The sequence below is a fragment of the Rhizobium sp. H4 genome (assembly GCF_003013335.1).
Lineage (GTDB): Bacteria > Pseudomonadota > Alphaproteobacteria > Rhizobiales > Rhizobiaceae > Rhizobium > Rhizobium sophoriradicis.
Map to the genome: position 1 here is coordinate 220,284 of NZ_PSOW01000011.1, position 21,093 is coordinate 241,376.

Genomic DNA, 21,093 nt, shown 5'->3' on the forward strand with positions numbered 1-21,093 from the left:
ATGTCACAGGAATCCAGCCGCCGCGCGTCTGCACGGCGAGAAGAGTTCTTTCAGCCCAAGGAATTGGGCTGGCTGGATCTCTGTGACATCCCTCGGGTCAAGCCCCGAGGAAGAGATGAGGGAGGAGAGGTTTTTTCCGCCCTCGTCTGACGTACGTACCGCAATTTCCTTCTGAAGGAGCCGCGCCCATGATCCGCAATCCCATCCTGCCGGGGTTCAACCCCGATCCGTCGATCTGCCGCGTCGGCGCGGATTATTATATCGCCACTTCCACCTTCGAGTGGTATCCCGGCGTGCAGATCCATCATTCGCGCGACCTGGTGAACTGGACGCTGGTGCGCCGGCCTCTGGAGCGCGCCTCGCAACTCGACATGCGGGGGAACCCGGACAGCTGCGGCATCTGGGCGCCGTGCCTTTCCTATGCCGACGGGCAGTTCTGGCTTGTTTATACCGACGTCAAGCGCTTCGACGGCAATTTTAAGGATGCGCCGAACTACATCGTCAACGCGCCCTCGATCGAGGCCGAATGGTCCGATCCGGTCTATGTCAACTCCTCCGGTTTCGATCCCTCGCTCTTCCATGACGATGACGGCCGCAAGTGGTTCGTCAACATGCAGTGGAACCACCGCACCGAAAGCTTTGGCGGCTCGCCGAAATCGCCTGCCTTCGACGGCATCCTGCTGCAGGAATGGGACCCGGTAGCGAAGGCGCTGAAGGGGCCGATCAAGAACATCTTTGCCGGCAGTCAGCTTGGCCTCGTCGAAGGCCCGCATCTCTTCAAGAAGAACGGCTGGTATTATCTGACGACCGCCGAGGGGGGCACCGGTTACGACCACGCGGTCACGATGGCGCGCTCGCGCCGCATCGAAGGGCCATATGAGATGCATCCGAACAGGCATCTCATTACCTCCAAGGATCACCCGGGTGCGGTGCTGCAGCGGGCCGGGCACGGCCAATATGTCGAGACGCCGGAGGGCGAGGCGTACCACACCCATCTCTGCGGCCGACCGCTGCCGCCGAAGCGGCGTTGCACGCTGGGGCGAGAGACGAGCCTGCAGAAATGCGTCTGGCGCGACGATGACTGGCTCTATCTCGAAAACGGCACCACAGTGCCTGATGTCGATGTGCCGGGTCTCTTTGGTGCTGCGCCGGTGGAAAAGCCGATGCGCAGTGAATACAGCTTCGATGGCACGGCACTGCCTGCTGACTTCCAGTGGCTGCGCACGCCCGAGCCGCAGCGTATCTTCAACCTGACGGATCGTCCCGGCCATCTCCGCCTGATCGGGCGGGAAAGTATCGGTTCCTGGTTCGAACAGGCATTGGTCGCCCGCCGGCAGGAGCATCACAGCTTCCGCGCCGAGACGGTGATCGAGTTCTCACCCGACACCTACCAGCAGGTTGCCGGACTGACGCATTATTATAACCGCCACAAGTTCCACGCGCTCGCTGTCACGCTGCATGAAACACTCGGCCGCTGCGTCACCATCCTTTCCTGCAATGGCGACTATCCGAACGGGCGCCTGAGCTTTCCGGCTGAAAGCGGGGTGGCGATCGCCGCCGATGGCCGCGTCCAGCTCGCGATGGAAATTCGCGAGAACGACCTGCAGTTCTTCTGGCAGACCGAAGGCAAGGGCGCCTGGCAGGCAATCGGCCCGGTGCTCGACGCCGGGATGATCTCCGACGAGGGTGGTCGCGGCGAACACGGCTCCTTCACCGGCGCTTTCGCCGGCCTGTTTGCTTTCGATACGTCGGGGCGAGGGAAGGTCGCGGATTTTGACTGGTTTAATTACGAGGAGTGGTGAAAGCGGCCTACTCGGAACCGATAAAAAGGAAGCCGGCCTGGGGCCGGCTGAGACGAACGCGGCTGGACAGGGGATACTCGCCGGTTCCAAACACTTCGTGATTGAACAATAACTTTCATTACAAGCCGAGGCAGCGGTAAAAGGCGCAACGAGAACGCCAGAGGACGGCTCCGCAAAGGGATGGGCGGCGGGGCGGATGCCGGTGCTTGCCTCGGCACCCTTATCGGGCATGAAGATCACCGGATGATGACATTCCAAACCGGCCATTACCTTTCTTTTCGCGGGCATGGTGTTGCCCACGATAGCTGAAAAGCCGGCGCCTTGGTCATGTCGCCATGGGGTGACTTCGTCGTTGGTGACGGTGTTGGTGCTGCGTGAATGCAGTGTTCACGTTCCCGAAGGATGTCAAACCGTCACAGACAGCTTATATAGCGGGCCGAAATACTTTCCGAATCCGCAAGAGTCCTGCATGGCCCCCATCATCTCCGTTCAGAACCTCACAAAGACCTATGCCAATGGCTTCGAGGCCCTGAAAGGCATCAATCTTACTGTTGAAAAGGGCGAAATCCTGGCGCTGCTCGGGCCAAATGGCGCTGGCAAGACGACGCTGATCTCGATCATCTGCGGTATCGCCAATCCGAGCGGCGGGCAGGTGCTGGTCGCCGGCCATGACGTTGTGAAGGATTTCCGCGCCACCCGCTCGATGATCGGGCTGGTGCCCCAGGAATTGACCACGGACCAGTTCGAAACGGTGTTCAACACGGTGAGCTTTTCGCGCGGGCTGCACGGCAAGAAAGCCGATCCCGCCCATATCGAGAAGGTGCTTCGCGCCCTTTCGCTCTGGGACAAGAAGGACAATATGCTGCGTCAGCTCTCCGGCGGTATGAAGCGGCGCGTGCTGATCGCCAAGGCTCTCTCCCATGAACCGGATATTCTTTTCCTCGACGAGCCGACCGCCGGCGTCGATGTGACGCTGCGCAAGGATATGTGGAATGTCGTCGAGCAGCTGCGGGCTTCCGGTGTCACCATCATCCTGACAACACATTACATCGAAGAGGCCGAGGAGATTGCCGACCGGGTCGGCGTCATCAACGGCGGGCAATTGCTGCTCGTCGAGGACAAGGCGGCGCTGATGGCCAAGCTTGGCCGCAAGCAGCTCATCCTCGATCTCACCGAACCACTGAGCCGGCTGCCGGACTGTTTTGCCGGCAACGGATTGACGCTGGAAGCCGATGGCTGCCGGCTGACCTATGATTTCGATGCCGATAATGAGCAGGAGAGCATCGCGACCCTGCTCACCCGGCTGGGCGAGAACAATATCCATTTCAAGGATCTCTCGACGCGGCAGAGTTCGCTCGAAGATATCTTCGTGGCGCTGGTGGGAGCTGCAAAATGAACGTCGAGGCAATCAAATCGATCTATCTCTTCGAGATGGCGCGCACACGCCGCACGTTGCTGCAGAGCGTCATCTCGCCGGTGATTTCGACATCGCTCTATTTCATCGTCTTCGGCGCGGCGATCGGCTCGCGCATACAGGAAGTGGAGGGTGTATCCTACGGCGCCTTCATCACACCCGGCCTGATCATGCTGACGCTGCTCGGCCAGTGCATCAGCAACGGCTCCTTCGGCATCTATTTCCCGAAATTCACCGGCACGATCTACGAGGTGCTGTCGGCGCCGGTGGCGATGACGGAAATCCTGCTCGGTTATGTCGGGGCGGCGGCGACCAAGGGGATGATCATCGGCTTCATTATCCTGCTGACCGCCAATCTCTTTGTCGACGTCAGGATCGAGCATCCCTTCATGATGATCCTGTTCTTCCTGCTGACGGCCGTCACCTTCAGCCTGTTCGGCTTCATGATCGGCATCTGGGCCGGCAATTTCGAACAGCTGAACCTTATTCCGATGCTGGTGGTGCCGCCGCTGACCTTCCTCGGCGGCAGCTTCTACTCGGTCAACATGCTGCCGCCCTTCTGGCAGGCGGTCAGCCACTTCAACCCGGTGCTTTATCTCGTCAGCGGCTTCCGCTGGAGTTTCTACGGGATCGCCGACGTCAATCCCATTATCAGCCTGGCGATGATCACGGTGTTCCTGGCGATCTGCCTCGGGACACTCGGCTGGATCTTCAAGACCGGCTACCGGCTGCGCAACTGATCGCTGAACGCGCGTCATCGGAAACTCCGATGTCGCTATCGATTTCTTCCGTTTTTCTTCCGCTGCGGTCCAGGGCATCTGCTCTCTCATTCAAATGGAGATGCGAGATGACTGCTATCAGGATTGAAGGTGCGAAGGTGCTGATCGTCGGCGGCAGTTCCGGCATGGGACTGGCGCTTGCCAGACACCTGCTCGCGGAGGGAGCGTCGGTGACGATTGCGGGGCGCAGCCGAGAGAGGCTCGCGGCAGCCCGCCGCCACCTCGGCGACCATCCGAAACTTGCGACACGTGCGGTCGACATAGCCCGCGAGGAGGAGGTCGCAGCGCTATTTCAGGACGGCGAACCGCTGGATCATATCGTCAGCACGGCGGCCGATATCGAAGGCGCCTATCAGCTCCTGCCGTCAATCGAGCTTGCGGCGGCGCAACGGGTGGTCGAAAGCAAGTTCTACGGGCCGCTGCTGCTGGCGAAGCACGGCGCCGCCAATCTGCCGCCGGCGGGGTCGATCACCTATACCTCAGGAGTCGCCGCCTATCGACCGGCAGCGCGTGGATCGGTGGTCGCAGCCGTCAACGCGGCGCTCGAAGGCCTGGTGAGAGCACTTGCCGTCGAGCTGGCTCCGATCCGCATCAATGCCGTATCGCCCGGATGGGTCGATACGCCGATCTGGGCCTTTGTCGCCGGCGAAGCCAAACAAGCGACGCTGGACGCGATGGCGGAGCGCCTGCCGGCCGGCCGGGTCGGGCAGCCGGAGGATATTGCCGACGCAATCCGTTTTCTCATCGGCAACGGTTTCACCACAGGCACGATCCTGCATGTCGAAGGTGGGCATCGGCTGGTTTGACCGGTGAGAGATTTTCGCTTGCTGACTGCAGGATGAGGGCGAGCGCCGGCGGCTGAACGCGCCGGCGCCGCCACGTCATCACCAGCGAAGCGGCTGGCGGTTTGCCAGGCCACGACAATTCGACGATATCGCTACGCGCCGGAGACAGTCCGATCGCGAGGCGCGGGACAAGCCCATAGCCGGTGCCGGATGCAACGAGGCGAATGATCGTCGCAATACTGTCTGCTTCCGCCGCAATGGGCGGCGGCGTCACACCCGCTTCCGCAAAGGCCGTATTGAACAGATGGCGATAGACGCAGCCGGCTTCAGTCGCAAAAAAGTGGGCCGCACTCAGCGCCGCCAGGCTATCAAATGCGGACAGCTGCGAGTTGTGGCCCGCGATCAACACCAGCGGTTCGCTGCAGATATGGCGCGTCGCGAAGCGCTCGTCCTGATGGCCGCGATCGAAAGTGAAGGCGACGTCGATCGAGCCGTTCTGCAATTGCGCATACAATTCGCCACTGCCGCCAACCTTGAGTTTGAGAGCAAGGCCGGGGTTCTGCCGACGGAAGCTGGAGAGCCAGGGCGCCAGCCTTTCAGCGGCGATGGTTTCGAGCGTGCCCAATATGACTAATTGTTCGGCGTTGCCGGCGGCCGAGCGGACGGCGTCCTTCGCCTCGCCATTCAGCGCCAAGATCTCTTCCGCATAAGCCTTCAAAGCCGTTCCAGCCGGCGTGGGGACGACGCCCTGCCGGGATCGGACAAAGAGCTCGGCGCCCAACTCCTCTTCCAGCGCCTGTATCTGGTCGCTAAGGCTCGATTGGGCGAGATTGACTTCGCCAGCAGCGTGCGTGAGGTTTCCGTGGCGGATGACGGCAAGGAACGTCTTCAGCTGTCGTGGGGTCATGTCAGGTTCCGGTATTGCGCGAGCGCAGAATATCAACAAAGAAGACCGGGCGGCAATGGACCCACGCTTGGCGAAGTAGCGCCGGAAACGTTGAACGAAAATGTCCAGCGTTGCCGCACTTTCGGCGGCATTCGTCGACGGGCGAACTGCTCGGGGCGCTCCGCATGGAGAGCCTGTCAAAACCCGACCGAGTGGGTGAGGCCCGCTATCGGAAGGCAGATGACGAGCGCTGCGACGCCAGGGTTCAATCCCGCAGGCGCAATTCGTCGGTCTGCATCTGCATGGAGCCGAGCGTTTCCAGGAAGCTCATGCCGAGCAGGCTCTGGTCGAGTCGGCCATCCTCGGCGACGCTGGCGGCGACGTTGTTGCGGACGATCGGACCGATCGCCACCTGGTCAAGCGTGATCGGGGCTGCGCGGCTGCGGCCGTTGGCGGTCATGACCGTCATCGAGTAGGTGAGGCCGGCGAGATCGATGCCGATGCGTTCGGCATCCTCGTGCGAGAGCGCCACCATGCTGGAACCGGTGTCGACCAGCATCTCGACCTTTCGGCCGTTGACATTGACGTCGGCTTCGAAATGGCCGTTCAACAGCTTGTGCAGGATGACTTCGTTGCCACCTTCGCTCGTCGTGACGACGACGGCGCGGCCGGGAACGAGGCCGGCGAGCACGCGGTTGCCGACCCCAAGCGCTTCCTGGCGATAGAGATAGACGGTGACGAGCGCCAGGATAATCACCAGCCAGATCATCATCTGGCGCATGGTTTCACCGACGCTGCGCCGGCTTCCCCAGATGCCCGCCGACAGCATCAGTGCGATCGGCAGCAGGTAGACGAAGCGGCCGAAATCGTCGCTTTGCAGGCCGAGGATGCGGCTGCCGTCATTGCTGAGGATCAGCGCGGCAAGGCCGATGCCGATCACGACGAGGAGGACAGTCAAACGGATCATCAGGGCCGCTCCGGCCGTGCCGCGAGGCTTGTTTTCATGTGGCTCCTTGGGGCGGCGGCTGCGAGTCTCGCCGGCAGCAGCGCCATGATCCCGCCGCGCTCGGCATCGGTATAGTTCATCCAATCCCCGATTTCCTCAAGAGTGCGGCCGCATCCGGCGCAAAAACCGGTGACTGAAACTATAGAGCAGACGTGAATGCAGGGTGTTTGCATGGAGGATATATCGGAGTTTCAAAGAGCCGTGGCAAGGGCGCAAAAAGTGGCGATTTCGCATATCTGCTGCGTTGCCCCCAGCGTGTCGCCGGTGTGGCCGGCAAGCCGGCGGCGGATGAAGACGGTGCAGGCAAATCCTGCGATGCCGGCGGCGAGCAGGCTGGCAACGAGCGGCCACAGGCCGAATGCCGGCCAGATCAGAAGTGCTGCGAGGAGACCGGCCGAGACGAGCGCAAAATGCATCGCCGCCTCATCAGGCTGCCCGGTCGAGGCGGCCACGCCATCGGCCTTTGCCGGCGGCAGCCGCTGCCAATGCCAGGCGATCGCGCCGCGGCTTAGCGCCGCGACGGCGGGAATGGTAAGGACTGCTGCGAGAGGCGAGGAATGGCCGACAATGGCGGCGAGAGCTGCCGCGCGGATCGCGAAGGAGAGAAAAAGCGCGATGGCGCCATAGGTGCCGATCCGGCTGTCCTTCATGATGATGAGGCTCTGTTCGCGGCTTTTGCCGCCGCCGATGCCGTCGGCGGTATCGGCTAACCCATCTTCGTGCAGCGCGCCGGTGACAAGCGCCTGGACGGCAAGTGCGACCAGTGCGGCCACCAGTGGATCTGCGCGCAGGCCTAAAAGAAGGAGGAGGGCGAGGGCTGGGACAAAGCCGATGAGAAGGCCGGCGACGGGAAAGGCGCGCACCAGGCGGCCGAGCTTGCCGTCATAGCCGTTGAACAGCGCTGGCGGCATGGGAAGGCGGCTGAGGAAGGCGACGGCGCGGGCGGTATCGACCGCATAATCCTTGATCTTCATTCTGTTTCGTTCTGCCGCAGGTCCCGACTTATGGTCGCGGCGCTTTTGGTGTTGTTCGCTTCGTTCGCCGGCTTTAAGAGAGAGCCACCGCAAAGAAGCTGATTTGCTCGACGCAAACAAGTGGTTTGCGTGAAAACAAGAATAGCCGATTTCATAGGAACACCGCACAGATGAGCGTTTCAGGCCTGCCGTTCGACGACTTCCGTACCTTGCTCCGCGACCTGCCGGGGCCGGATGCGCGCGCGCTGGTGGCTGCACGCGAACGCGACGCGCAGCTGACCAAGCCGCCGGGTGCGCTCGGACGGCTCGAGGAAATCGCCTTCTGGCTCGCCGCCTGGACCGGTCGCCCACCCGCCGTCAACCGGCCGCTGGTGGCAATCTTCGCCGGCAATCACGGCGTCACCAGGCACGGCATCACGCCTTTTCCGCCAGCGGTGACGCAGCAGATGGTCGAGAATTTCGCAGCCGGCGGCGCGGCGATCAATCAGATTTGCGTCGCCCACGATCTCGGGCTGAAAGTCTTCGACCTGGCACTCGACTATCCCACGGGCGACATTACCGAAGAGGCGGCGCTTTCCGAGCGTGACTGTGCCGCGACCATGGCTTTCGGCATGGAAGCGATCGCCGGCGGCACCGATCTGCTCTGCATCGGCGAGATGGGCATCGGCAATACGACGATTGCGGCTGCGATCAATTATGCCCTTTATGGCGGTTCGGCGCGCGACTGGGTGGGACCAGGCACCGGCTCTGAAGGCGACATGCTGGAGCGCAAGATCGCGGCGGTCGAAAAGGCAGTGGCGCTGCACAGCGACCACCTCGACGATCCGCTCGAGATCATGCGGCGGCTCGGCGGTCGCGAGATCGCGGCGATGGCGGGCGCCATTCTTGCCGCCCGCATGGAGCGCATTCCGGTGGTGATCGACGGCTATGTCGCGACTGCCGCGGCTGCGATCCTCAAAGCCGCAAACCCTACGGCGCTCGATCATTGCCTCATCGGCCATGTCTCTGCCGAACCCGGGCATCTGCGCTCGATCGAGATGCTTGGCAAGACGCCGCTTCTGGCGCTCGGCATGCGCCTCGGCGAAGGCACCGGTGCGGCTCTGGCCGCTGGCATCGTCAAGGCGGCGGCCGCCTGCCATTCCGGAATGGCAACCTTTGCGCAGGCGGGTGTGAGCGGCAAACATTGAGGCTGCGGCCGGCCCCGGCGATGCGGGCTCCGGTTGGCTTGCGCCGTTCAGGCGGATTCGCTATTTGCCTATTGGCTCACCAAAGGGGAGATGGCGATACCTTTCCCGGGGCCGTGGCGCAACCGGAAGAGGAGAGGGCGTCTTGACGAAGCCTGCGGTGACGAAAGAGACCGGATTTCGGCATTTCATCGCCGCCGCCAGCTATTCCTGGGCGGGCTTTCTGCGTGTGCTGAAAGAGGCGGCCTTCCGCCAGGAACTTGGTTTTTTCGTCGTTTCGATCGCAGCGCTGGCGCTGGTGGGCGCGACCGCCGGCGAGATCGTCGTCGCGGTTCTGCTGTTTCTGGGGCTCTTTTCGATGGAGGCGATGAATACTGCCGTCGAAGAGGTGATCGACCGGATTTCGCCGGAGATATCGATCGTCGGCAAACATGCCAAGGATCTCGGTTCCTTCGCGGTGGCCTGTATGATCGCCGCATGCTGCCTTTATCTCGGCTTCGTTCTCGGCAAACACCTGTTTTTTGGTTGAATCAGGCAAAGCTCTTGCGCTTGCGCGCGACGGCCTGAGCCTCTTCGACAGCCGGCAGGCTCTGGAGCACGCGCTTGGCGGGTAGGATGGCAATGACCTCGGTGCCCTCGCGCAGCTTCGACTTCAGCAGGAACTGTCCGTCATGCTTGGCAAGGATCGCCTGGACGATCGGCAGGCCGAGGCCGGTGCCCTGTTCGGCGCTCTTGATGGCGATCGAGCCTTGGCCGAAGGCCGACAGGACGACGGGAATCTCTTCCTCCGGAATGCCGGGGCCGTTATCCTTGATCGAGATGTACTGGCCGCCGCCGGCCGTCCAACCGACCTTGACGTGGATTTCGCCGCCTTGGGGCGTGAACTTGACGGCATTGGAGAGAAGGTTGAGCACCACCTGGCGCATCGACTTCTCGTCCGCCCAGATGGCCGGCAGCTGCCGCTCGAACTGATCCGAAATGGCAATGTTCTTGGCGCGGGCGCGCAGCTGGACCATGCCAATGCAATCTTCAGTGATATCGAGAAGCGAGATCGCTTCCTCGCTCAGTTCGTATTTGCCGGCCTCGATGCGCGACAAGTCGAGGATTTCGTTGATGAGATCGAGCAGGTGCTGGCCGGAGCGATGAATGTCGCCCGCATATTCCTTGTAGGTCGGGTTGGCGAGCGGTCCCATGACTTCGGCCGACATCACTTCGGAGAAGCCGAGGATGGCGTTGAGCGGCGTCCTGAGTTCGTGCGACATGGAGGCAAGGAAGCGGGACTTGGCGAGGTTTGCCTCTTCGGCGCGGCGACGCGCCTCGTCAGACATCGATTTGGCCACTTCCAACTCGGCGATCAGGTCGTCTTTCTCCGACTGATAGGAGAGAATCCTGAGGTTCGATTTGAACAGCCGGTCGCTGATATAGTTGAAGAAGACCAGGGTGGCCGTGAACAGCCCGGTCAGGCTGATTTCGAGGAGGTCGCGCGACAGGCCGCTCTTGGCGCCCAGCGCCAGGACCGCCGGTGCGAAGGCGACGAGGACGGCAGGCGTCAGCATGAAATTCGACATCGCCGTGACGGAGAGCGCAATCAGCAATGTTGCGCCCTTATAAAGAATGAAGCTCGACGGCTCGCAGGTGTCGCAGCCCTGAAGCGCGAAGACGGCCCAGCAGCAGCCAACCAGGAATTGGCCGGAGAGCAGCAGGCGGCGCCATTTGCGGGCGCTCTCGGCGGTGATCTCCTGGCGTCGCGCGCGCCGCGCGAGCAGTATATTGCCGGCGTGGCAGGTGAGCGTCAGCAGCGCCCAGAAGAGCAATCGCGTATCTTGGGTGAAATAAACGCCGAGGGCGGTGATGATGACGATAAAGAGCGGCATGATCGTCGCGCCCTGCAGCATCGATGCTATGTACATCTTGAGTACGTCACGGTCGAAGGAGGAATTGGACGCATGGCCGGACTGAAGACGTTCGCGCGTCTGCCGCACGGCCTTGGAAACGGCCTTGTTGCGGTGGCTGCGCGACCTGTCGACGATAATCTTGTCGGTCGATGTGCTTACGCCGGTACTCATGTGCACGTTGAAACTTCATCCCAGGGTGGATAAGAGCTTAACCGGCAATTCTTAAGAAGATGTTTGCCATCTTTGCCAAGGATTTGTTTTTTAAGGAGGCGAAAGCGTGACACGGGGCCTGCGCCTGATTCGCGACGGCGTGACTGCTTTGGCCCTGCTGGCGCTTCTGGCGCTGATCGCCGCCAAGGTCAACGATATTGCAGCCATCAAGCATGCGGGCGCCTTTCATGCCGCCGACGGCGACAGTCTGTCTTTGGGACGGGAACGCTTCCGTCTCGAAGGCATCGATGCGCCGGAGCTTAATCAGAGCTGCGAGCGGGCAGGAACGGTCTGGGCTTGCGGGCGGGCCGCGCGCCAGGCGCTGCAGGAGATGGTGCTGACATCGGAAACGCTTTGCGAGGGTAGCCGGCGAGACCGCTACGACAGGCTGCTCGTCATCTGCCGCAGTGGGGCAGGCGGAGACATCAACGCCGCCATGGTGCGGCGGGGCATGGCCATTTCCTATGGCGGTTACGGCAAGGAGGAGGACGAAGCGAGGGTTGCGAAGGCGGGGATGTGGGCCGGAAGTTTCGAGCGGCCGCGCGATGTGCGCGACCATGCCCGCCAGAATTCCGGTTTCGACGAGGCGCTGCGCTTAATCAGGCGGATCGTCGGGTGGGAGTAAGCGATGACCGACGAAGCCAGCTTGGAAACTTTACGGCGTGAAATCGCTGCCTGCCGCATCTGTCGTGACGCGCCGGCAAAGGGGCCTGCGCACCGGTTGCCGCACGAGCCGCGGCCGGTGGCCGTGATCTCTTCGAACGCCCGTATCCTGATCGCCGGTCAGGCGCCCGGACTTCGCGTGCATGAGAGTGGCTTGCCATTCGACGATGCCTCGGGTGACCGGCTACGATCGTGGCTCGGCGTCGACAGAGCAAGCTTTTACGACCGCGACCGATTCGCCATCGTGCCGATGGGCTTCTGCTTTCCCGGCTACGACGACAAAGGCGCGGATTTGCCGCCGCGGCGCGAATGTGCACCGTTCTGGCGGCAAAGAGTACTTTCGGCGATGCCGCAAATCGAACTGGTGCTGGTCATCGGTCAATATGCACAGACCTGGCATGTCGCCGGCGAATCGCGGGGCGGCATGACCGAGACGGTGCGGGGGTGGCGCGACAGCCTCATGTCCGGGCGATCGCCGGCGGTGCTGCCGCTGCCGCATCCGAGTTGGCGCAACAGCGGCTGGCTGAAACGCAATTCCTGGTTCGAGGAAGAATTGCTTCCTGTCTTGCGGGCACGGACGAAAATGCTGCTTTCCTGAAACAAAATTCTTTTCGTCGCGCGGAATCGAGTTATACAAAGAAAATAATTCGAAAGGACTGACGTGCGCATGGACCGCCTCGACCGAAAAATACTGCGTCTGCTGCAAGAAGATTCGACCCTTGCCGTTGCCGACCTCGCCAAGAAAGTGGGGCTGTCGACGACGCCATGCTGGCGCCGCATCCAGAAAATGGAGGAAGACGGCGTCATCAAGCGTCGGGTTGCCATCCTCGATCCCGAGAAGGTCAACACCAAGGTCACCGTTTTCGTGTCGATTCGCACGGCTACCCATTCGATCGAGTGGCTGCGCCGCTTTTCCGAGGTGGTCGCCGAATTCCCAGAAGTGGTCGAATTCTACCGCATGAGCGGTGATGTCGATTATCTCCTGCGAGTCGTCGTGCCCGATATCGCCGCCTATGACGCCTTTTATAAGCGGATGATCGCCAAGATCGAGATTCGCGACGTTTCCTCCGCCTTCGCGATGGAGCAGATCAAGTATTCGACGCAGTTGCCGCTGGACTACATGATTCTCGAGAACGCCAAGTCAAACGAAGACTGAGTCCGAGCATGCGATCTGCGACCCGTTGAATGGCGGCTGATACTCAAATATCGAGGAATGGTCTGCTACCGTAGGGGGTATCCTCCTCAAGAAATGGGCTTCGAGCGGCATTCTCATCATCCGTGAGAATGTCCGCAATGAGGCAGCAAGCAGGGCTGCGAGAAGGTTCTGACTGCAGAAAAGACTAAAAAACAACGAAAAAGCGCTTGAATCGCGGCGAAATCCTGAAAAATAAATAGCCTGATAATGATTAAGGGGTTATTGTGCGTACAACCAGTGGGCCATATGTCATCATTTTGACGCATTGGTATCGAATTCAGGACACTATGTTCTAAGCCGCCATCTTGTGTGTGTTCATTAGCCGGCGGTAGTGTTTTATGAGCTTCACCACTATGTCCGACGAAGATCGGGCGGTGAGGATTTTGATGAAAGAATATGGCGTTTGCGGCTTGCGATGGAAGACTTCCGTCGCCGGGCCGTTTTGTGCGTTTTTTTCTTCAAGCAATTGAAATTGTTGTATAAAAATCACGCTTTCGGGGAAAATGGCTCGGTCGGACCCCTCCAGCATATATCCAGAATTGCTTGATAACGCCCGGTGTGTGATGACGGTTTGGCGGTTCGATCGATCCGCACGCCGAGATGGCTGTTCAAACTGGGCCGGCTTCGAATCGACTACCCGATTGGAAGCCAGCCCCGATCGACAAAGGAATGGATTGGTAAATGAACATCAGAATGGTTTTGCTCGCATCAGCAGCAGCTTTTGCTGCATCGACGCCGGTTCTTGCAGCTGACGCTATCGTTGCTGCCGAGCCGGAACCGGTTGAATATGTTCGCGTCTGCGACGCTTACGGCACCGGCTACTTCTACATCCCCGGCACCGAAACCTGCCTCAAGATCGAAGGCTACATCCGTTTCCAGGTTGATGTTGGTGATCAGCCGCTCAACGGTTCGCTCAGCAACGACTCGGATTGGGATGCTCGTACGCGCGGCCAGGTTCAGTTCACGGCCAAGAGCGACACCGAATATGGTCCGCTGACCGGCGTCATCGTCATGCAGTTCAATGCTGACAACGCTTCGGATCAGGATGCCATCCTCGACTCCGCTTACCTCGACATCGCGGGCTTCCGCGCTGGTCTTTTCTACAGCTGGTGGGACGATGGTCTCTCGGGTGAAACCGACGACATCGGTTCGATCGTAACCCTGCACAACTCCATCCGTTATCAGTACGAAAGCGGCACCTTCTACGCCGGCATCAGCGTCGACGAACTGGAGGACGGCTTCTACAAGACGGGCGAAGAGCCGAACAACGTTGGCGTTGCCTTCGGCGTTGGCGGCACTGCTGGTGCGTTTAGCTACCAGGTCACCGGCGGCTGGGACTTCGACAACGAAGACGGCGCCGTCCGTGCAATGGGTACGGTTGAAATCGGTCCCGGCACGCTCGGCCTCGCTGCCGTATACTCTTCCGGCCCGAACTCCTACTACTCCGCAGCTGAATGGGCTGTCGCTGCCGAATACGCAATCAAGGCAACCGACAAGCTCAAGATCACTCCTGGCGTCCAGTACTACGGTGACTACTACGTCTCCGGTGACGACTTCAGCGATGGCGACGCTTGGAAGGTCGGTCTGACGGTTGATTACCAGATCGTCGACAACTTCTACGCCAAGGCTTCGGTTCAGTACCTCGATCCGGAAGATGCTGACGACTCCACTTCGGGCTACTTCCGCCTGCAGCGTTCGTTCTAATCGACTTGGTGAATGCTCCCGGTCTTCGGACCGGGGGCGTTTCAAATCAGTTTCTGATCCGAGTGACCTCCGATCAGCTACGGGGACGGGTCCGGTCTTCCCTGCCGGACCGTCCTTGCAGCGTTTTTCCTCGCCGTCTTTCTGGCGGTCTTTTCGATCGCCATCCAAGTGGGCCGAACCGGCATGTTGCATATCGCACGTCGGCACAGCCTCATTGAGGCTTCACACTTATTAAATTCACGAGATTTGACCAGACCGATCAGCACCGGTTTGCCTTGCCGCGACGGGTCGCGGAAAGAAAATCCAATGCCGACAATGTGATTACAGCTTTTTGGGAGAGAGGATACAACCGCTTGCAGCGGGGCAGCATTCATTCCTACTCTCGGATCGCTTGTTCTATGGAAGATCTCAACGACTATTATTATTTTGCAGCCGTCGTCTCCAGCGGTGGATTTGCGTCGGCCAGTCGCGATCTGAAGATACCGCGTTCGAAACTCAGCAGGCGAATCAGTCGGCTTGAGGACGGGCTCGGCGCACGGCTGATCGAGCGTTCGACCCGTCACTTTCGGGTGACAGATATAGGCCAGGCTTTTTACGAAAGATGCCAGACCATTCTGCAGGAGGCCGATCGTGCCAAATCGATCGTCACCGAAGCCCAGTCCGACCCGCAGGGTGTGGTGCGGATGGCCTGCCCGCTCGGTCTGGTCGACATCTCTGTTGGCGGCATTCTGCCTGAATTCCTGGAACGTTACCCGAAGATCAAGCTGCAGATCATCGGCTCCGACCGGCGCGCCGACCTCATCAACGAACGGATCGATCTTGAGGTGAGGGCGACCAACGAGCCGGAGACGCAGACGAGCCTGACGATGCGTAAGCTTGACCGGGCGCGACGCATCCTCGTCGCCAGTCCGTCGCTGGTGGAACGCAACGGTGGTTTGAATTGCGTGGACGAACTCGCCGATCTGCCGACGCTGGCGATGACCTCGTGGGTGACCTTCCATACCTGGGAGCTCATCGGCCCGAATGATGACAAACGGGTCATCCGGCATCAGCCGCGGCTGACTTGCCGCAGCATGACCGCCATTCTCGATGCAGCCCGGGCCGGGCTCGGCTTCGGGCTGCTGCTCGAAAGCGCCTGCGAGGCGGATCTGCAGGCTGGCAGGCTGATTCGGGTCCTGCCGGAATGGCAATCGGAAGAAAGCCAGTTTTATATCGTCTTCACGACGGCGAGGGGCATGCCGTCGGCGGTAAGAGTGCTGATCGACTTTCTGGTCGAAAAATCCAGGCATCATTGACGGCAAGGCGAAAGCTTCGGCCCAAGGCCTCGGCAAACGGAAGCAAGCCTAGTTCGTCCAACTGGCGCTCATGCCTAACAACGGAGCCACGTGAAGCGTTCTGTGTGCGCAATTGCAGAACTCTCGCGCTAAAGGCAATAGAGCGAGCGTCGAGAGTTGAATGAGCCTATGACCGCCGGCCCGTGGCAGCTTTTCTGTGGCGCGACGCGGACGGTCAGTGGGGCGTCTGTGAATGTGCACCGCCGCGCTGCGAAATGTCGCTCAGTGCTTTGCCTGTTTCCATGGTCTCACCCATCATGGCGAGATCGCCAAGCGAGATGATGCCGACCAGCCGCTTGCTTCGGTTCAACACCGGCAAGCGCCGCACTTGAAGATCCCCCATGTTGTGAAGGACGTCTTCGATATCTTCGTCATCGAAGCAGTATTTGACATCGGTACTCATTACGTCGCGGACCTTTGCGTCGGGGCCTTTGCCCTCTGCCACGCCACGGATGGCGATGTCGCGATCGGTGATCATGCCGACCAGCCGGTCATTCTCGCCCACCGGGAGAACACCGGCGTCGAGACGTCCCATCATTGAGGCGACATCTCGCAATGTGTGCTCCGGATCGGTGATCTGCACGTCTGTGGTCATGCAATCGCTGACTTTCATGATAACCTCCCTGGTGCTGCCCGCGCCTCTCGCACGGGACAAGAAGAATCAACGCGCGCCCTTGGAAAACGTTCCTGCCAAGACCCGGTCCTCTGATTCGTGCCTGGAGTGCCGTCGTCGAAATCGACGCGACGCAAACCGTGAAAATTGTGCCGGGTGTACATCTTCATTCTGCTCGCTGATGGCTGCATCCTCGTCGTCGGCAGTTTGGTGACACCGATTCCGAACCAAGCAGCGCTTCTGGACTCGGAACCTTCAGTGCGGCAGTCGGTTCTGGTCGGTGAAGCTAGAGGAGCTGGCTATGCCTAGAAAAATTGCCGCCCCCGCCAGACGGATCGACCCAAAAGAGCAGCCTGTCCACCGTTCCGACGATCAGGTGGCCCCCGCGGAGTCTGACGATCGCCAACATCCGCCACGAGATACAAGAGAGACGCCGGCACAGAACCCAAACGACAAAGGGCTCCCGAATAGGCCGTCGGAATAACGCAGAGACCGAACACTGGCTCAAGGCGCGCGATCGGTAAGATCATCCTTGTTTTCGCGCATGTGGTTGCCGCAATACCGTTGCATACTTTTCCGGGACATGCGCTAGACGCTGTGTCGCGCTATTTTAGCCGCGCCATAAGCATTTCGCCGGTCAGCTCCCGGACCGCATCCCTGCCGATCCAGCGGGCGGTTTTATCCGGACTTTCGGCAAGAAGCGTCGCCAGCCGCAGCGCCGGGCCATGGCAGCCGCGATTGCGTTTGCCGATGCTGCGCAGTGCCCAATTGACCGCCTTGCGAACGAAGTTGCGGGAATCGCGGGAATGGGTCTCGATCAGCGGCAGCCAGGCAAGGATTGTCAAATCGCTCTCGTTCTTCCTGTGGACGGCGGCGCCTGATATCATGGCGAAGGCGGCGCGGCGAACGAACTCGTGCTCGTCTGCAGCGAATTCTGGTATGAGCTCGTCCAGCCGGGCCTCGATAAAGAGATCGGCGGCGCAGTCGACGATCTCCCAGGAATTGAAATCATTGGCCCAGCTTCTGGCCTCTTCCGCCGTCAGCCGTTTCGGCTCAGCTGTGCAGAGTGCGAGCAGGCGGGCTTCGCGGATATCGCTTTGCCAGAGCTGCATTGCCCTGAGGTGATCCCTCTTCGCCAATCTGGCGACCGCCCTGATGTCGGGATTGGAAATGCCGAGGGCGCGACCGGTGACGATGCCGAATCGCGCCATCCCGGCGACATTTTCCTCCGAGCGCAGCGTTTCGAGATGCGCGATCAATTCTGCCGAATCGGAGGAAGGGCCGATCATTTCTCGAGACGGGCGAGCAGCGAGGACGTGTCCCAGCGATTGCCGCCCATCGCCTGAACGTCGCCGTAGAACTGATCGACGACGGCCGTGACCGGCAGCTTGGCGCCGTTGCGGCGGGCTTCGGCGAGCACAATGCCCAGATCCTTGCGCATCCAGTCGACTGCGAAACCGAAATCATACTTGCCGGCGTTCATGGTCTTGTGGCGGTTTTCCATCTGCCAGGAACCTGCCGCACCCTTGGAGATCACCTCGACGACCTTTTCGATATCGAGGCCGGCGCGCTTGCCGAAATGCAGCCCTTCGGCGAGTCCCTGGACGAGGCCGGCGATGCAGATCTGGTTGACCATCTTGGTCAACTGGCCGGAGCCTGCCGGCCCCATCAGGCCGACCATCCTGGCATAGGCTTCGATGACGGGCCTGGCGCGCTCATAAACGGCTTCGTCGCCGCCGCACATGACGGTCAGCACACCGTTTTCGGCGCCGGCCTGGCCGCCGGATACCGGAGCGTCGATAAAGTCAACACCTTTTTGCTTTGCCGCTGCATAAAGTTCGCGAGCGACCTCGGCGCTGGCGGTGGTGTTGTCGATCAGCACCGACCCAGGCTTCATGCCGTGCAGAGCGCCGCTATCGCCTGATGTCACCGATCGGAGATCTTCATCGTTGCCGACGCAGACGAAGACAAAATCGGCCCCCTCCGCCGCCTCGGCCGGGGTAGGGGCGGACTTGCCGGAGAATTTCTCAGCCCAGGCGGCGGCTTTCTCGGCGGTGCGATTGTAGACGGTAACATCGTGGCCGCCCTTGATCTTCAGGTGACCGGCCATGGGAAAGCCCATGACGCCGAGACCGATGAACGCGACTTTAGCCATATGTCCTATCCTTTCCTGAGTGAGAGGCCCCGAGGATTAACCGAAACGGCGGGAGCAGAAAAGCCGTCAGAAGCGACTTCTGTCGATTGACGTGAGGCTGGCCGTCATTCGGTCCAGCCCTAGATTGCAGGAAGGCGCAATACTGCGGGGAACGGTATGAGCGAAATTCCGACGATCAAGCAGCGGCGCAAGGGCCGCAGTGGCATGCAAGCGATGCTCATTCCGTCGCAGCAGATGGTGGCGGAGCAGATCAGATCAGCACCGCCAGGTGTTCACACCGATCTCGGCGCCCTCCGCCGCCGCCTCGCCGCCCAATACGGGGCGGATGCCTGCTGCCCGGTGACGGTGCAGCGGCATTTGCGAGCCATCGCCGAACTGTCCTTCGGCGCGTTGGCGACGGGCGAGCGGGTTTCGACGGTGACGCCCTACTGGCGTCTGGTCGATCCCGCGAGCCTGCTTGCGGCGCGTCTTGCCGGTGGCCCCACGTTCATTCGAGAGCGGCTGGAGGCCGAGCGTCCGGAGAGTTGTTGAGGCAAGTTGTCGGGTTAGCACGGCGCGGCGCTCGATGCTGCTGCGGCGGCGGTTCGCACTCTATGCGAAATGCTTCTATGCATAGCTCTATAGCTATGTGAATTCTCCATTGTTCGATATGTGCTAGAGGGCTCTGGTGCTCTTCCGCTCGGTTTGGCTTGACTCACGTATGCCTCAGCGGCTATAGGTTTATTCATAGCTCTAGAGGTATGAATCATCAATGCCAGATGCTCACGACGTGCTTTTCCGGACACTTGCCGATCCGACGCGGCGGGCTCTGTTCGAGCGGCTGTGCCGGGAAGGGGAGAAGACGGTCGGGGCTCTGACGGAGCGGGCCGGCGTGTCGCAGCCGGTTGTTTCGAAGCATCTTGGGATCCTGAAGCAGGCCGGATTGGTGCGCTATCGCCACGAAGGACGCCAGACCCATTACAGTGCGCAGCTTGGCGCGCTGGCCCCGCTGGTCGACTGGACGAGCGAGATGGCCGGCTTCTGGCAAAGCCGCTTTAACGCTCTCGAAGATTTGCTGAAAAGGATGGATCAATGACCGACACATCGACAGAAACGCGCTCCGTCGTCATCGAGCGGGAAATGCCCTATCCCTTGGAAAAGATCTGGCGGGCGCTCACCCAGCCGCACTTGCTCCAGGAGTGGCTGATGAAGAGCGACTTCAAGCCCGCCATCGACCATCGTTTCAGTTTCAGCGCGGATTGGGGCTCTGTCGACTGCAAGGTCCTGGAAGTCGAGCCGAACAAGAGCCTGTCCTATAGCTGGGAAGCCTATGGGCTGGAAAGCGTGGTCACCTGGACGCTCACCCCAACCGGCACCGGCACGCATTTGCGGATGGAGCAGTCTGGCTTCCGGCCGGATCAGCGGCAGGCTTACGGGGGCGCCAGGAGCGGGTGGACGCAGTTCTTTGCAAAGCTGGAGCAGGTTTTGGCGCGGTCGGAGTAAGATCGTCGATGGGCGGTTCGTCCGTCGCTGAGGCTTATTTTCCCGGCATAGGAGGTCTCTTTGAACTGGAACAACCGGTTTCGGCTAATTCATCGCTGGCTGTCCGTCGCCTTTACGGCGGCTGTCATCGTCAATATCATCGCGGTGTTGCAGCAGAAATCGACCGTCTGGGTAGGCTTCTTGGCGCTGCTGCCGCTCTGCCTGTTGATGCTGACCGGTCTTTACCTGTTCCTGCTGCCCTATGCCGCGAGGTGGCGCGCCAGATGCGAGTGAATGCGATGGCGGAGAAGAAATCCAAGACGGCGGCCAAGGTGGAAAGCAAGCCGGCCGCCGAACCGGCCGCGATGCCGAAGCTGCTGTCGGGTGGCAACCCGCAGATCGCCAAAGGCTATGGCGACGCGCCCGTGCAAGCCTATATCGCGGCGATGCCCGGCTGGAAAAGCGAGATCGGGCGTCGCCTCGATGGGATAATCACCGACACGGTGCCCGGCGTATCCAAGGCCGTCAAATGGAATTCTCCCTTCTACGGCATCGAAGGGCAGGGCTGGTTCCTTGGCGTCCATTGTTTCACCAAATACGTCAAGGTGGCCTTCTTCTGCGGCGCCCTGCTCGATCCTCCGCCGCCGGGCGCGTCCAAGCAGAAAGACGTGCGTTACCTCGACATCCGCGAGGACGACGACATCGATGAAGCCCAACTCACCGCCTGGGTGGAGCAGGCCAGCCGATTGCCCGGAGAGCGGATGTGACCGCAGCGATGTCATCGACATCAGGGCCGATGAAGAGAGGCAAGCATGAAGAAAGCGCCAAGCATGACGAAAGCGGCAAGCATGAAGAAGAGCGGGTCCGGGCAGGAGGCCGAACAAACCTCGCCCTCCCAGCTGATCGGTAACCGGTGTCACACCCGCACCTTGACGCCGCAGCCTATTTTTTGTGGCGAGCGGGTTCAGACTGAGACGTAATTGCAAAATTGGACTGCGTGAGCTACTTAGCGTCATCCACAAGGACCCGGTGA

The 21,093-nt window shown here is 60.7% G+C and carries 24 protein-coding genes; 16 read left to right on the plus strand and 8 right to left on the minus strand.

The window, feature by feature from the left end; translation table 11 throughout:
- Positions 1-188: 188 nt before the first annotated feature.
- From C4N04_RS18890 to C4N04_RS18905, 4 genes are all read left to right on the plus strand, one after another.
- The gene (locus C4N04_RS18890; RefSeq protein ID WP_106796724.1) at positions 189-1,802 is read left to right on the plus strand and encodes a glycoside hydrolase family 43 protein; all 1,614 of its coding nucleotides are present in this window, start codon (positions 189-191) and stop codon (positions 1,800-1,802) included.
- A 469-nt stretch (positions 1,803-2,271) separates the two neighbouring features.
- Positions 2,272-3,198, plus strand: coding sequence for an ABC transporter ATP-binding protein (locus C4N04_RS18895; protein ID WP_038689446.1), 927 nt, complete (start codon positions 2,272-2,274; stop codon positions 3,196-3,198).
- Positions 3,195-3,956, plus strand: coding sequence for an ABC transporter permease (locus C4N04_RS18900; protein ID WP_106796725.1), 762 nt, complete (start codon positions 3,195-3,197; stop codon positions 3,954-3,956). Before C4N04_RS18895 ends, C4N04_RS18900 begins: the two co-directional genes overlap by 4 nt.
- 107 nt (positions 3,957-4,063) lie before the next feature.
- On the plus strand, positions 4,064-4,801 hold the full coding sequence (locus C4N04_RS18905; protein WP_106796726.1) for an SDR family oxidoreductase: 738 nt from the start codon (positions 4,064-4,066) through the stop codon (positions 4,799-4,801).
- Here C4N04_RS18905 and C4N04_RS18910 read toward each other — a convergent pair.
- The 4 genes from C4N04_RS18910 to C4N04_RS18925 all read right to left on the minus strand — a co-directional run bounded on the left by C4N04_RS18910 (position 4,752) and on the right by C4N04_RS18925 (position 7,646).
- Positions 4,752-5,687, minus strand: a complete 936-nt coding sequence (locus tag C4N04_RS18910) for a LysR family transcriptional regulator (RefSeq protein WP_106796727.1) — start codon at positions 5,685-5,687, stop codon at positions 4,752-4,754. The genes C4N04_RS18905 and C4N04_RS18910 overlap by 50 nt on opposite strands.
- Positions 5,688-5,931: 244 nt before the next feature.
- Positions 5,932-6,633, minus strand: coding sequence for a TIGR02281 family clan AA aspartic protease (locus tag C4N04_RS18915; RefSeq protein WP_106796728.1), 702 nt, complete (start codon positions 6,631-6,633; stop codon positions 5,932-5,934).
- Positions 6,633-6,845, minus strand: coding sequence for a DUF1289 domain-containing protein (locus C4N04_RS18920; RefSeq protein ID WP_077989300.1), 213 nt, complete (start codon positions 6,843-6,845; stop codon positions 6,633-6,635). The genes C4N04_RS18915 and C4N04_RS18920 overlap by 1 nt, the downstream gene beginning before the upstream one ends.
- A gap of 18 nt (positions 6,846-6,863) precedes the next feature.
- Positions 6,864-7,646: an adenosylcobinamide-GDP ribazoletransferase gene (locus tag C4N04_RS18925; RefSeq protein ID WP_106796729.1), complete on the minus strand. Its 783-nt coding sequence runs from the start codon at positions 7,644-7,646 to the stop codon at positions 6,864-6,866.
- 170 nt (positions 7,647-7,816) lie between these two features.
- Here C4N04_RS18925 and cobT point away from each other — a divergent pair, with 170 nt between their 5' ends.
- Both cobT and C4N04_RS18935 read left to right on the plus strand, forming a co-directional pair.
- The gene (gene cobT, locus C4N04_RS18930) at positions 7,817-8,833 is read left to right on the plus strand and encodes a nicotinate-nucleotide--dimethylbenzimidazole phosphoribosyltransferase (protein ID WP_106796730.1); all 1,017 of its coding nucleotides are present in this window, start codon (positions 7,817-7,819) and stop codon (positions 8,831-8,833) included.
- A 142-nt stretch (positions 8,834-8,975) separates the two neighbouring features.
- Entirely contained in the window at positions 8,976-9,359 is a 384-nt protein-coding gene (locus C4N04_RS18935) for a diacylglycerol kinase (RefSeq protein ID WP_106796731.1), read from the plus strand.
- A gap of 1 nt (position 9,360) precedes the next feature.
- Here the strand turns inward: C4N04_RS18935 and C4N04_RS18940 are convergent, their stop codons facing one another.
- Entirely contained in the window at positions 9,361-10,896 is a 1,536-nt protein-coding gene (locus tag C4N04_RS18940) for a HAMP domain-containing sensor histidine kinase (RefSeq protein ID WP_038689430.1), read from the minus strand.
- A 106-nt stretch (positions 10,897-11,002) separates the two neighbouring features.
- On the opposite strand from C4N04_RS18940, the gene C4N04_RS18945 reads away from it, so the two are divergent.
- From C4N04_RS18945 to C4N04_RS18970, 5 genes are all read left to right on the plus strand, one after another.
- On the plus strand, positions 11,003-11,560 hold the full coding sequence (locus C4N04_RS18945) for a thermonuclease family protein (protein WP_106796732.1): 558 nt from the start codon (positions 11,003-11,005) through the stop codon (positions 11,558-11,560).
- A gap of 3 nt (positions 11,561-11,563) precedes the next feature.
- Positions 11,564-12,196, plus strand: coding sequence for a uracil-DNA glycosylase family protein (locus C4N04_RS18950; RefSeq protein ID WP_106796733.1), 633 nt, complete (start codon positions 11,564-11,566; stop codon positions 12,194-12,196).
- Positions 12,197-12,265: 69 nt separating this feature from the next.
- A complete protein-coding gene (locus tag C4N04_RS18955; RefSeq protein WP_004678404.1) occupies positions 12,266-12,754 on the plus strand; it encodes an Lrp/AsnC family transcriptional regulator in 489 nt (162 codons plus the stop codon).
- Between the two features lie 720 nt (positions 12,755-13,474).
- Positions 13,475-14,497, plus strand: coding sequence for a porin (locus C4N04_RS18965; protein WP_077989294.1), 1,023 nt, complete (start codon positions 13,475-13,477; stop codon positions 14,495-14,497).
- A 398-nt stretch (positions 14,498-14,895) separates the two neighbouring features.
- Positions 14,896-15,792 (plus strand): LysR substrate-binding domain-containing protein, encoded by an 897-nt coding sequence (locus C4N04_RS18970; protein WP_106796735.1) that lies wholly within the window; start codon positions 14,896-14,898, stop codon positions 15,790-15,792.
- Between the two features lie 214 nt (positions 15,793-16,006).
- Here C4N04_RS18970 and C4N04_RS18975 read toward each other — a convergent pair whose 3' ends face one another.
- The 3 genes from C4N04_RS18975 to C4N04_RS18985 all read right to left on the minus strand — a co-directional run bounded on the left by C4N04_RS18975 (position 16,007) and on the right by C4N04_RS18985 (position 18,599).
- Positions 16,007-16,444 carry a CBS domain-containing protein gene (locus tag C4N04_RS18975; protein ID WP_077989292.1) on the minus strand — a complete coding sequence of 146 codons (438 nt, stop codon included), beginning with the start codon at positions 16,442-16,444 and terminating at the stop codon, positions 16,007-16,009.
- Positions 16,445-17,049: 605 nt separating this feature from the next.
- Entirely contained in the window at positions 17,050-17,733 is a 684-nt protein-coding gene (locus C4N04_RS18980; RefSeq protein WP_009995934.1) for a DNA alkylation repair protein, read from the minus strand.
- Positions 17,730-18,599: an NAD(P)-dependent oxidoreductase gene (locus C4N04_RS18985; RefSeq protein ID WP_038689416.1), complete on the minus strand. Its 870-nt coding sequence runs from the start codon at positions 18,597-18,599 to the stop codon at positions 17,730-17,732. Before C4N04_RS18985 ends, C4N04_RS18980 begins: the two co-directional genes overlap by 4 nt.
- A 156-nt stretch (positions 18,600-18,755) precedes the next feature.
- Between C4N04_RS18985 and C4N04_RS18990 the strand changes: the two genes are divergently transcribed.
- The 5 genes from C4N04_RS18990 (at position 18,756) to C4N04_RS19010 (ending at position 20,827) form a co-directional block, all read left to right on the plus strand.
- Entirely contained in the window at positions 18,756-19,130 is a 375-nt protein-coding gene (locus tag C4N04_RS18990; RefSeq protein ID WP_077989291.1) for a hypothetical protein, read from the plus strand.
- A gap of 220 nt (positions 19,131-19,350) precedes the next feature.
- A complete protein-coding gene (locus C4N04_RS18995; RefSeq protein ID WP_009995928.1) occupies positions 19,351-19,674 on the plus strand; it encodes a metalloregulator ArsR/SmtB family transcription factor in 324 nt (107 codons plus the stop codon).
- The gene (locus C4N04_RS19000) at positions 19,671-20,081 is read left to right on the plus strand and encodes an SRPBCC domain-containing protein (RefSeq protein ID WP_009995926.1); all 411 of its coding nucleotides are present in this window, start codon (positions 19,671-19,673) and stop codon (positions 20,079-20,081) included. Before C4N04_RS18995 ends, C4N04_RS19000 begins: the two co-directional genes overlap by 4 nt.
- A gap of 60 nt (positions 20,082-20,141) precedes the next feature.
- On the plus strand, positions 20,142-20,354 hold the full coding sequence (locus C4N04_RS19005; RefSeq protein ID WP_077989290.1) for a hypothetical protein: 213 nt from the start codon (positions 20,142-20,144) through the stop codon (positions 20,352-20,354).
- A gap of 5 nt (positions 20,355-20,359) precedes the next feature.
- A complete protein-coding gene (locus C4N04_RS19010) occupies positions 20,360-20,827 on the plus strand; it encodes a DUF1801 domain-containing protein (RefSeq protein WP_086156458.1) in 468 nt (155 codons plus the stop codon).
- Positions 20,828-21,093 lie beyond the last annotated feature (266 nt).

Coding starts and splice junctions, on each gene's coding strand:
- C4N04_RS18890 (WP_106796724.1), top strand. CDS start 189: ATGATCCGCAATCCCATCCTGCCGGGGTTCAACCCCGATCCGTCGATC.
- C4N04_RS18895 (WP_038689446.1), top strand. CDS start 2,272: ATGGCCCCCATCATCTCCGTTCAGAACCTCACAAAGACCTATGCCAAT.
- C4N04_RS18900 (WP_106796725.1), top strand. CDS start 3,195: ATGAACGTCGAGGCAATCAAATCGATCTATCTCTTCGAGATGGCGCGC.
- C4N04_RS18905 (WP_106796726.1), top strand. CDS start 4,064: ATGACTGCTATCAGGATTGAAGGTGCGAAGGTGCTGATCGTCGGCGGC.
- C4N04_RS18910 (WP_106796727.1), bottom strand. CDS start 5,687: ATGACCCCACGACAGCTGAAGACGTTCCTTGCCGTCATCCGCCACGGA.
- C4N04_RS18915 (WP_106796728.1), bottom strand. CDS start 6,633: ATGATCCGTTTGACTGTCCTCCTCGTCGTGATCGGCATCGGCCTTGCC.
- C4N04_RS18920 (WP_077989300.1), bottom strand. CDS start 6,845: ATGCAAACACCCTGCATTCACGTCTGCTCTATAGTTTCAGTCACCGGT.
- C4N04_RS18925 (WP_106796729.1), bottom strand. CDS start 7,646: ATGAAGATCAAGGATTATGCGGTCGATACCGCCCGCGCCGTCGCCTTC.
- cobT (WP_106796730.1), top strand. CDS start 7,817: ATGAGCGTTTCAGGCCTGCCGTTCGACGACTTCCGTACCTTGCTCCGC.
- C4N04_RS18940 (WP_038689430.1), bottom strand. CDS start 10,896: ATGAGTACCGGCGTAAGCACATCGACCGACAAGATTATCGTCGACAGG.
- C4N04_RS18950 (WP_106796733.1), top strand. CDS start 11,564: ATGACCGACGAAGCCAGCTTGGAAACTTTACGGCGTGAAATCGCTGCC.
- C4N04_RS18955 (WP_004678404.1), top strand. CDS start 12,266: ATGGACCGCCTCGACCGAAAAATACTGCGTCTGCTGCAAGAAGATTCG.
- C4N04_RS18965 (WP_077989294.1), top strand. CDS start 13,475: ATGAACATCAGAATGGTTTTGCTCGCATCAGCAGCAGCTTTTGCTGCA.
- C4N04_RS18970 (WP_106796735.1), top strand. CDS start 14,896: ATGGAAGATCTCAACGACTATTATTATTTTGCAGCCGTCGTCTCCAGC.
- C4N04_RS18975 (WP_077989292.1), bottom strand. CDS start 16,444: ATGAAAGTCAGCGATTGCATGACCACAGACGTGCAGATCACCGATCCG.
- C4N04_RS18980 (WP_009995934.1), bottom strand. CDS start 17,733: ATGATCGGCCCTTCCTCCGATTCGGCAGAATTGATCGCGCATCTCGAA.
- C4N04_RS18985 (WP_038689416.1), bottom strand. CDS start 18,599: ATGGCTAAAGTCGCGTTCATCGGTCTCGGCGTCATGGGCTTTCCCATG.
- C4N04_RS18990 (WP_077989291.1), top strand. CDS start 18,756: ATGAGCGAAATTCCGACGATCAAGCAGCGGCGCAAGGGCCGCAGTGGC.
- C4N04_RS18995 (WP_009995928.1), top strand. CDS start 19,351: ATGCCAGATGCTCACGACGTGCTTTTCCGGACACTTGCCGATCCGACG.
- C4N04_RS19000 (WP_009995926.1), top strand. CDS start 19,671: ATGACCGACACATCGACAGAAACGCGCTCCGTCGTCATCGAGCGGGAA.
- C4N04_RS19010 (WP_086156458.1), top strand. CDS start 20,360: ATGGCGGAGAAGAAATCCAAGACGGCGGCCAAGGTGGAAAGCAAGCCG.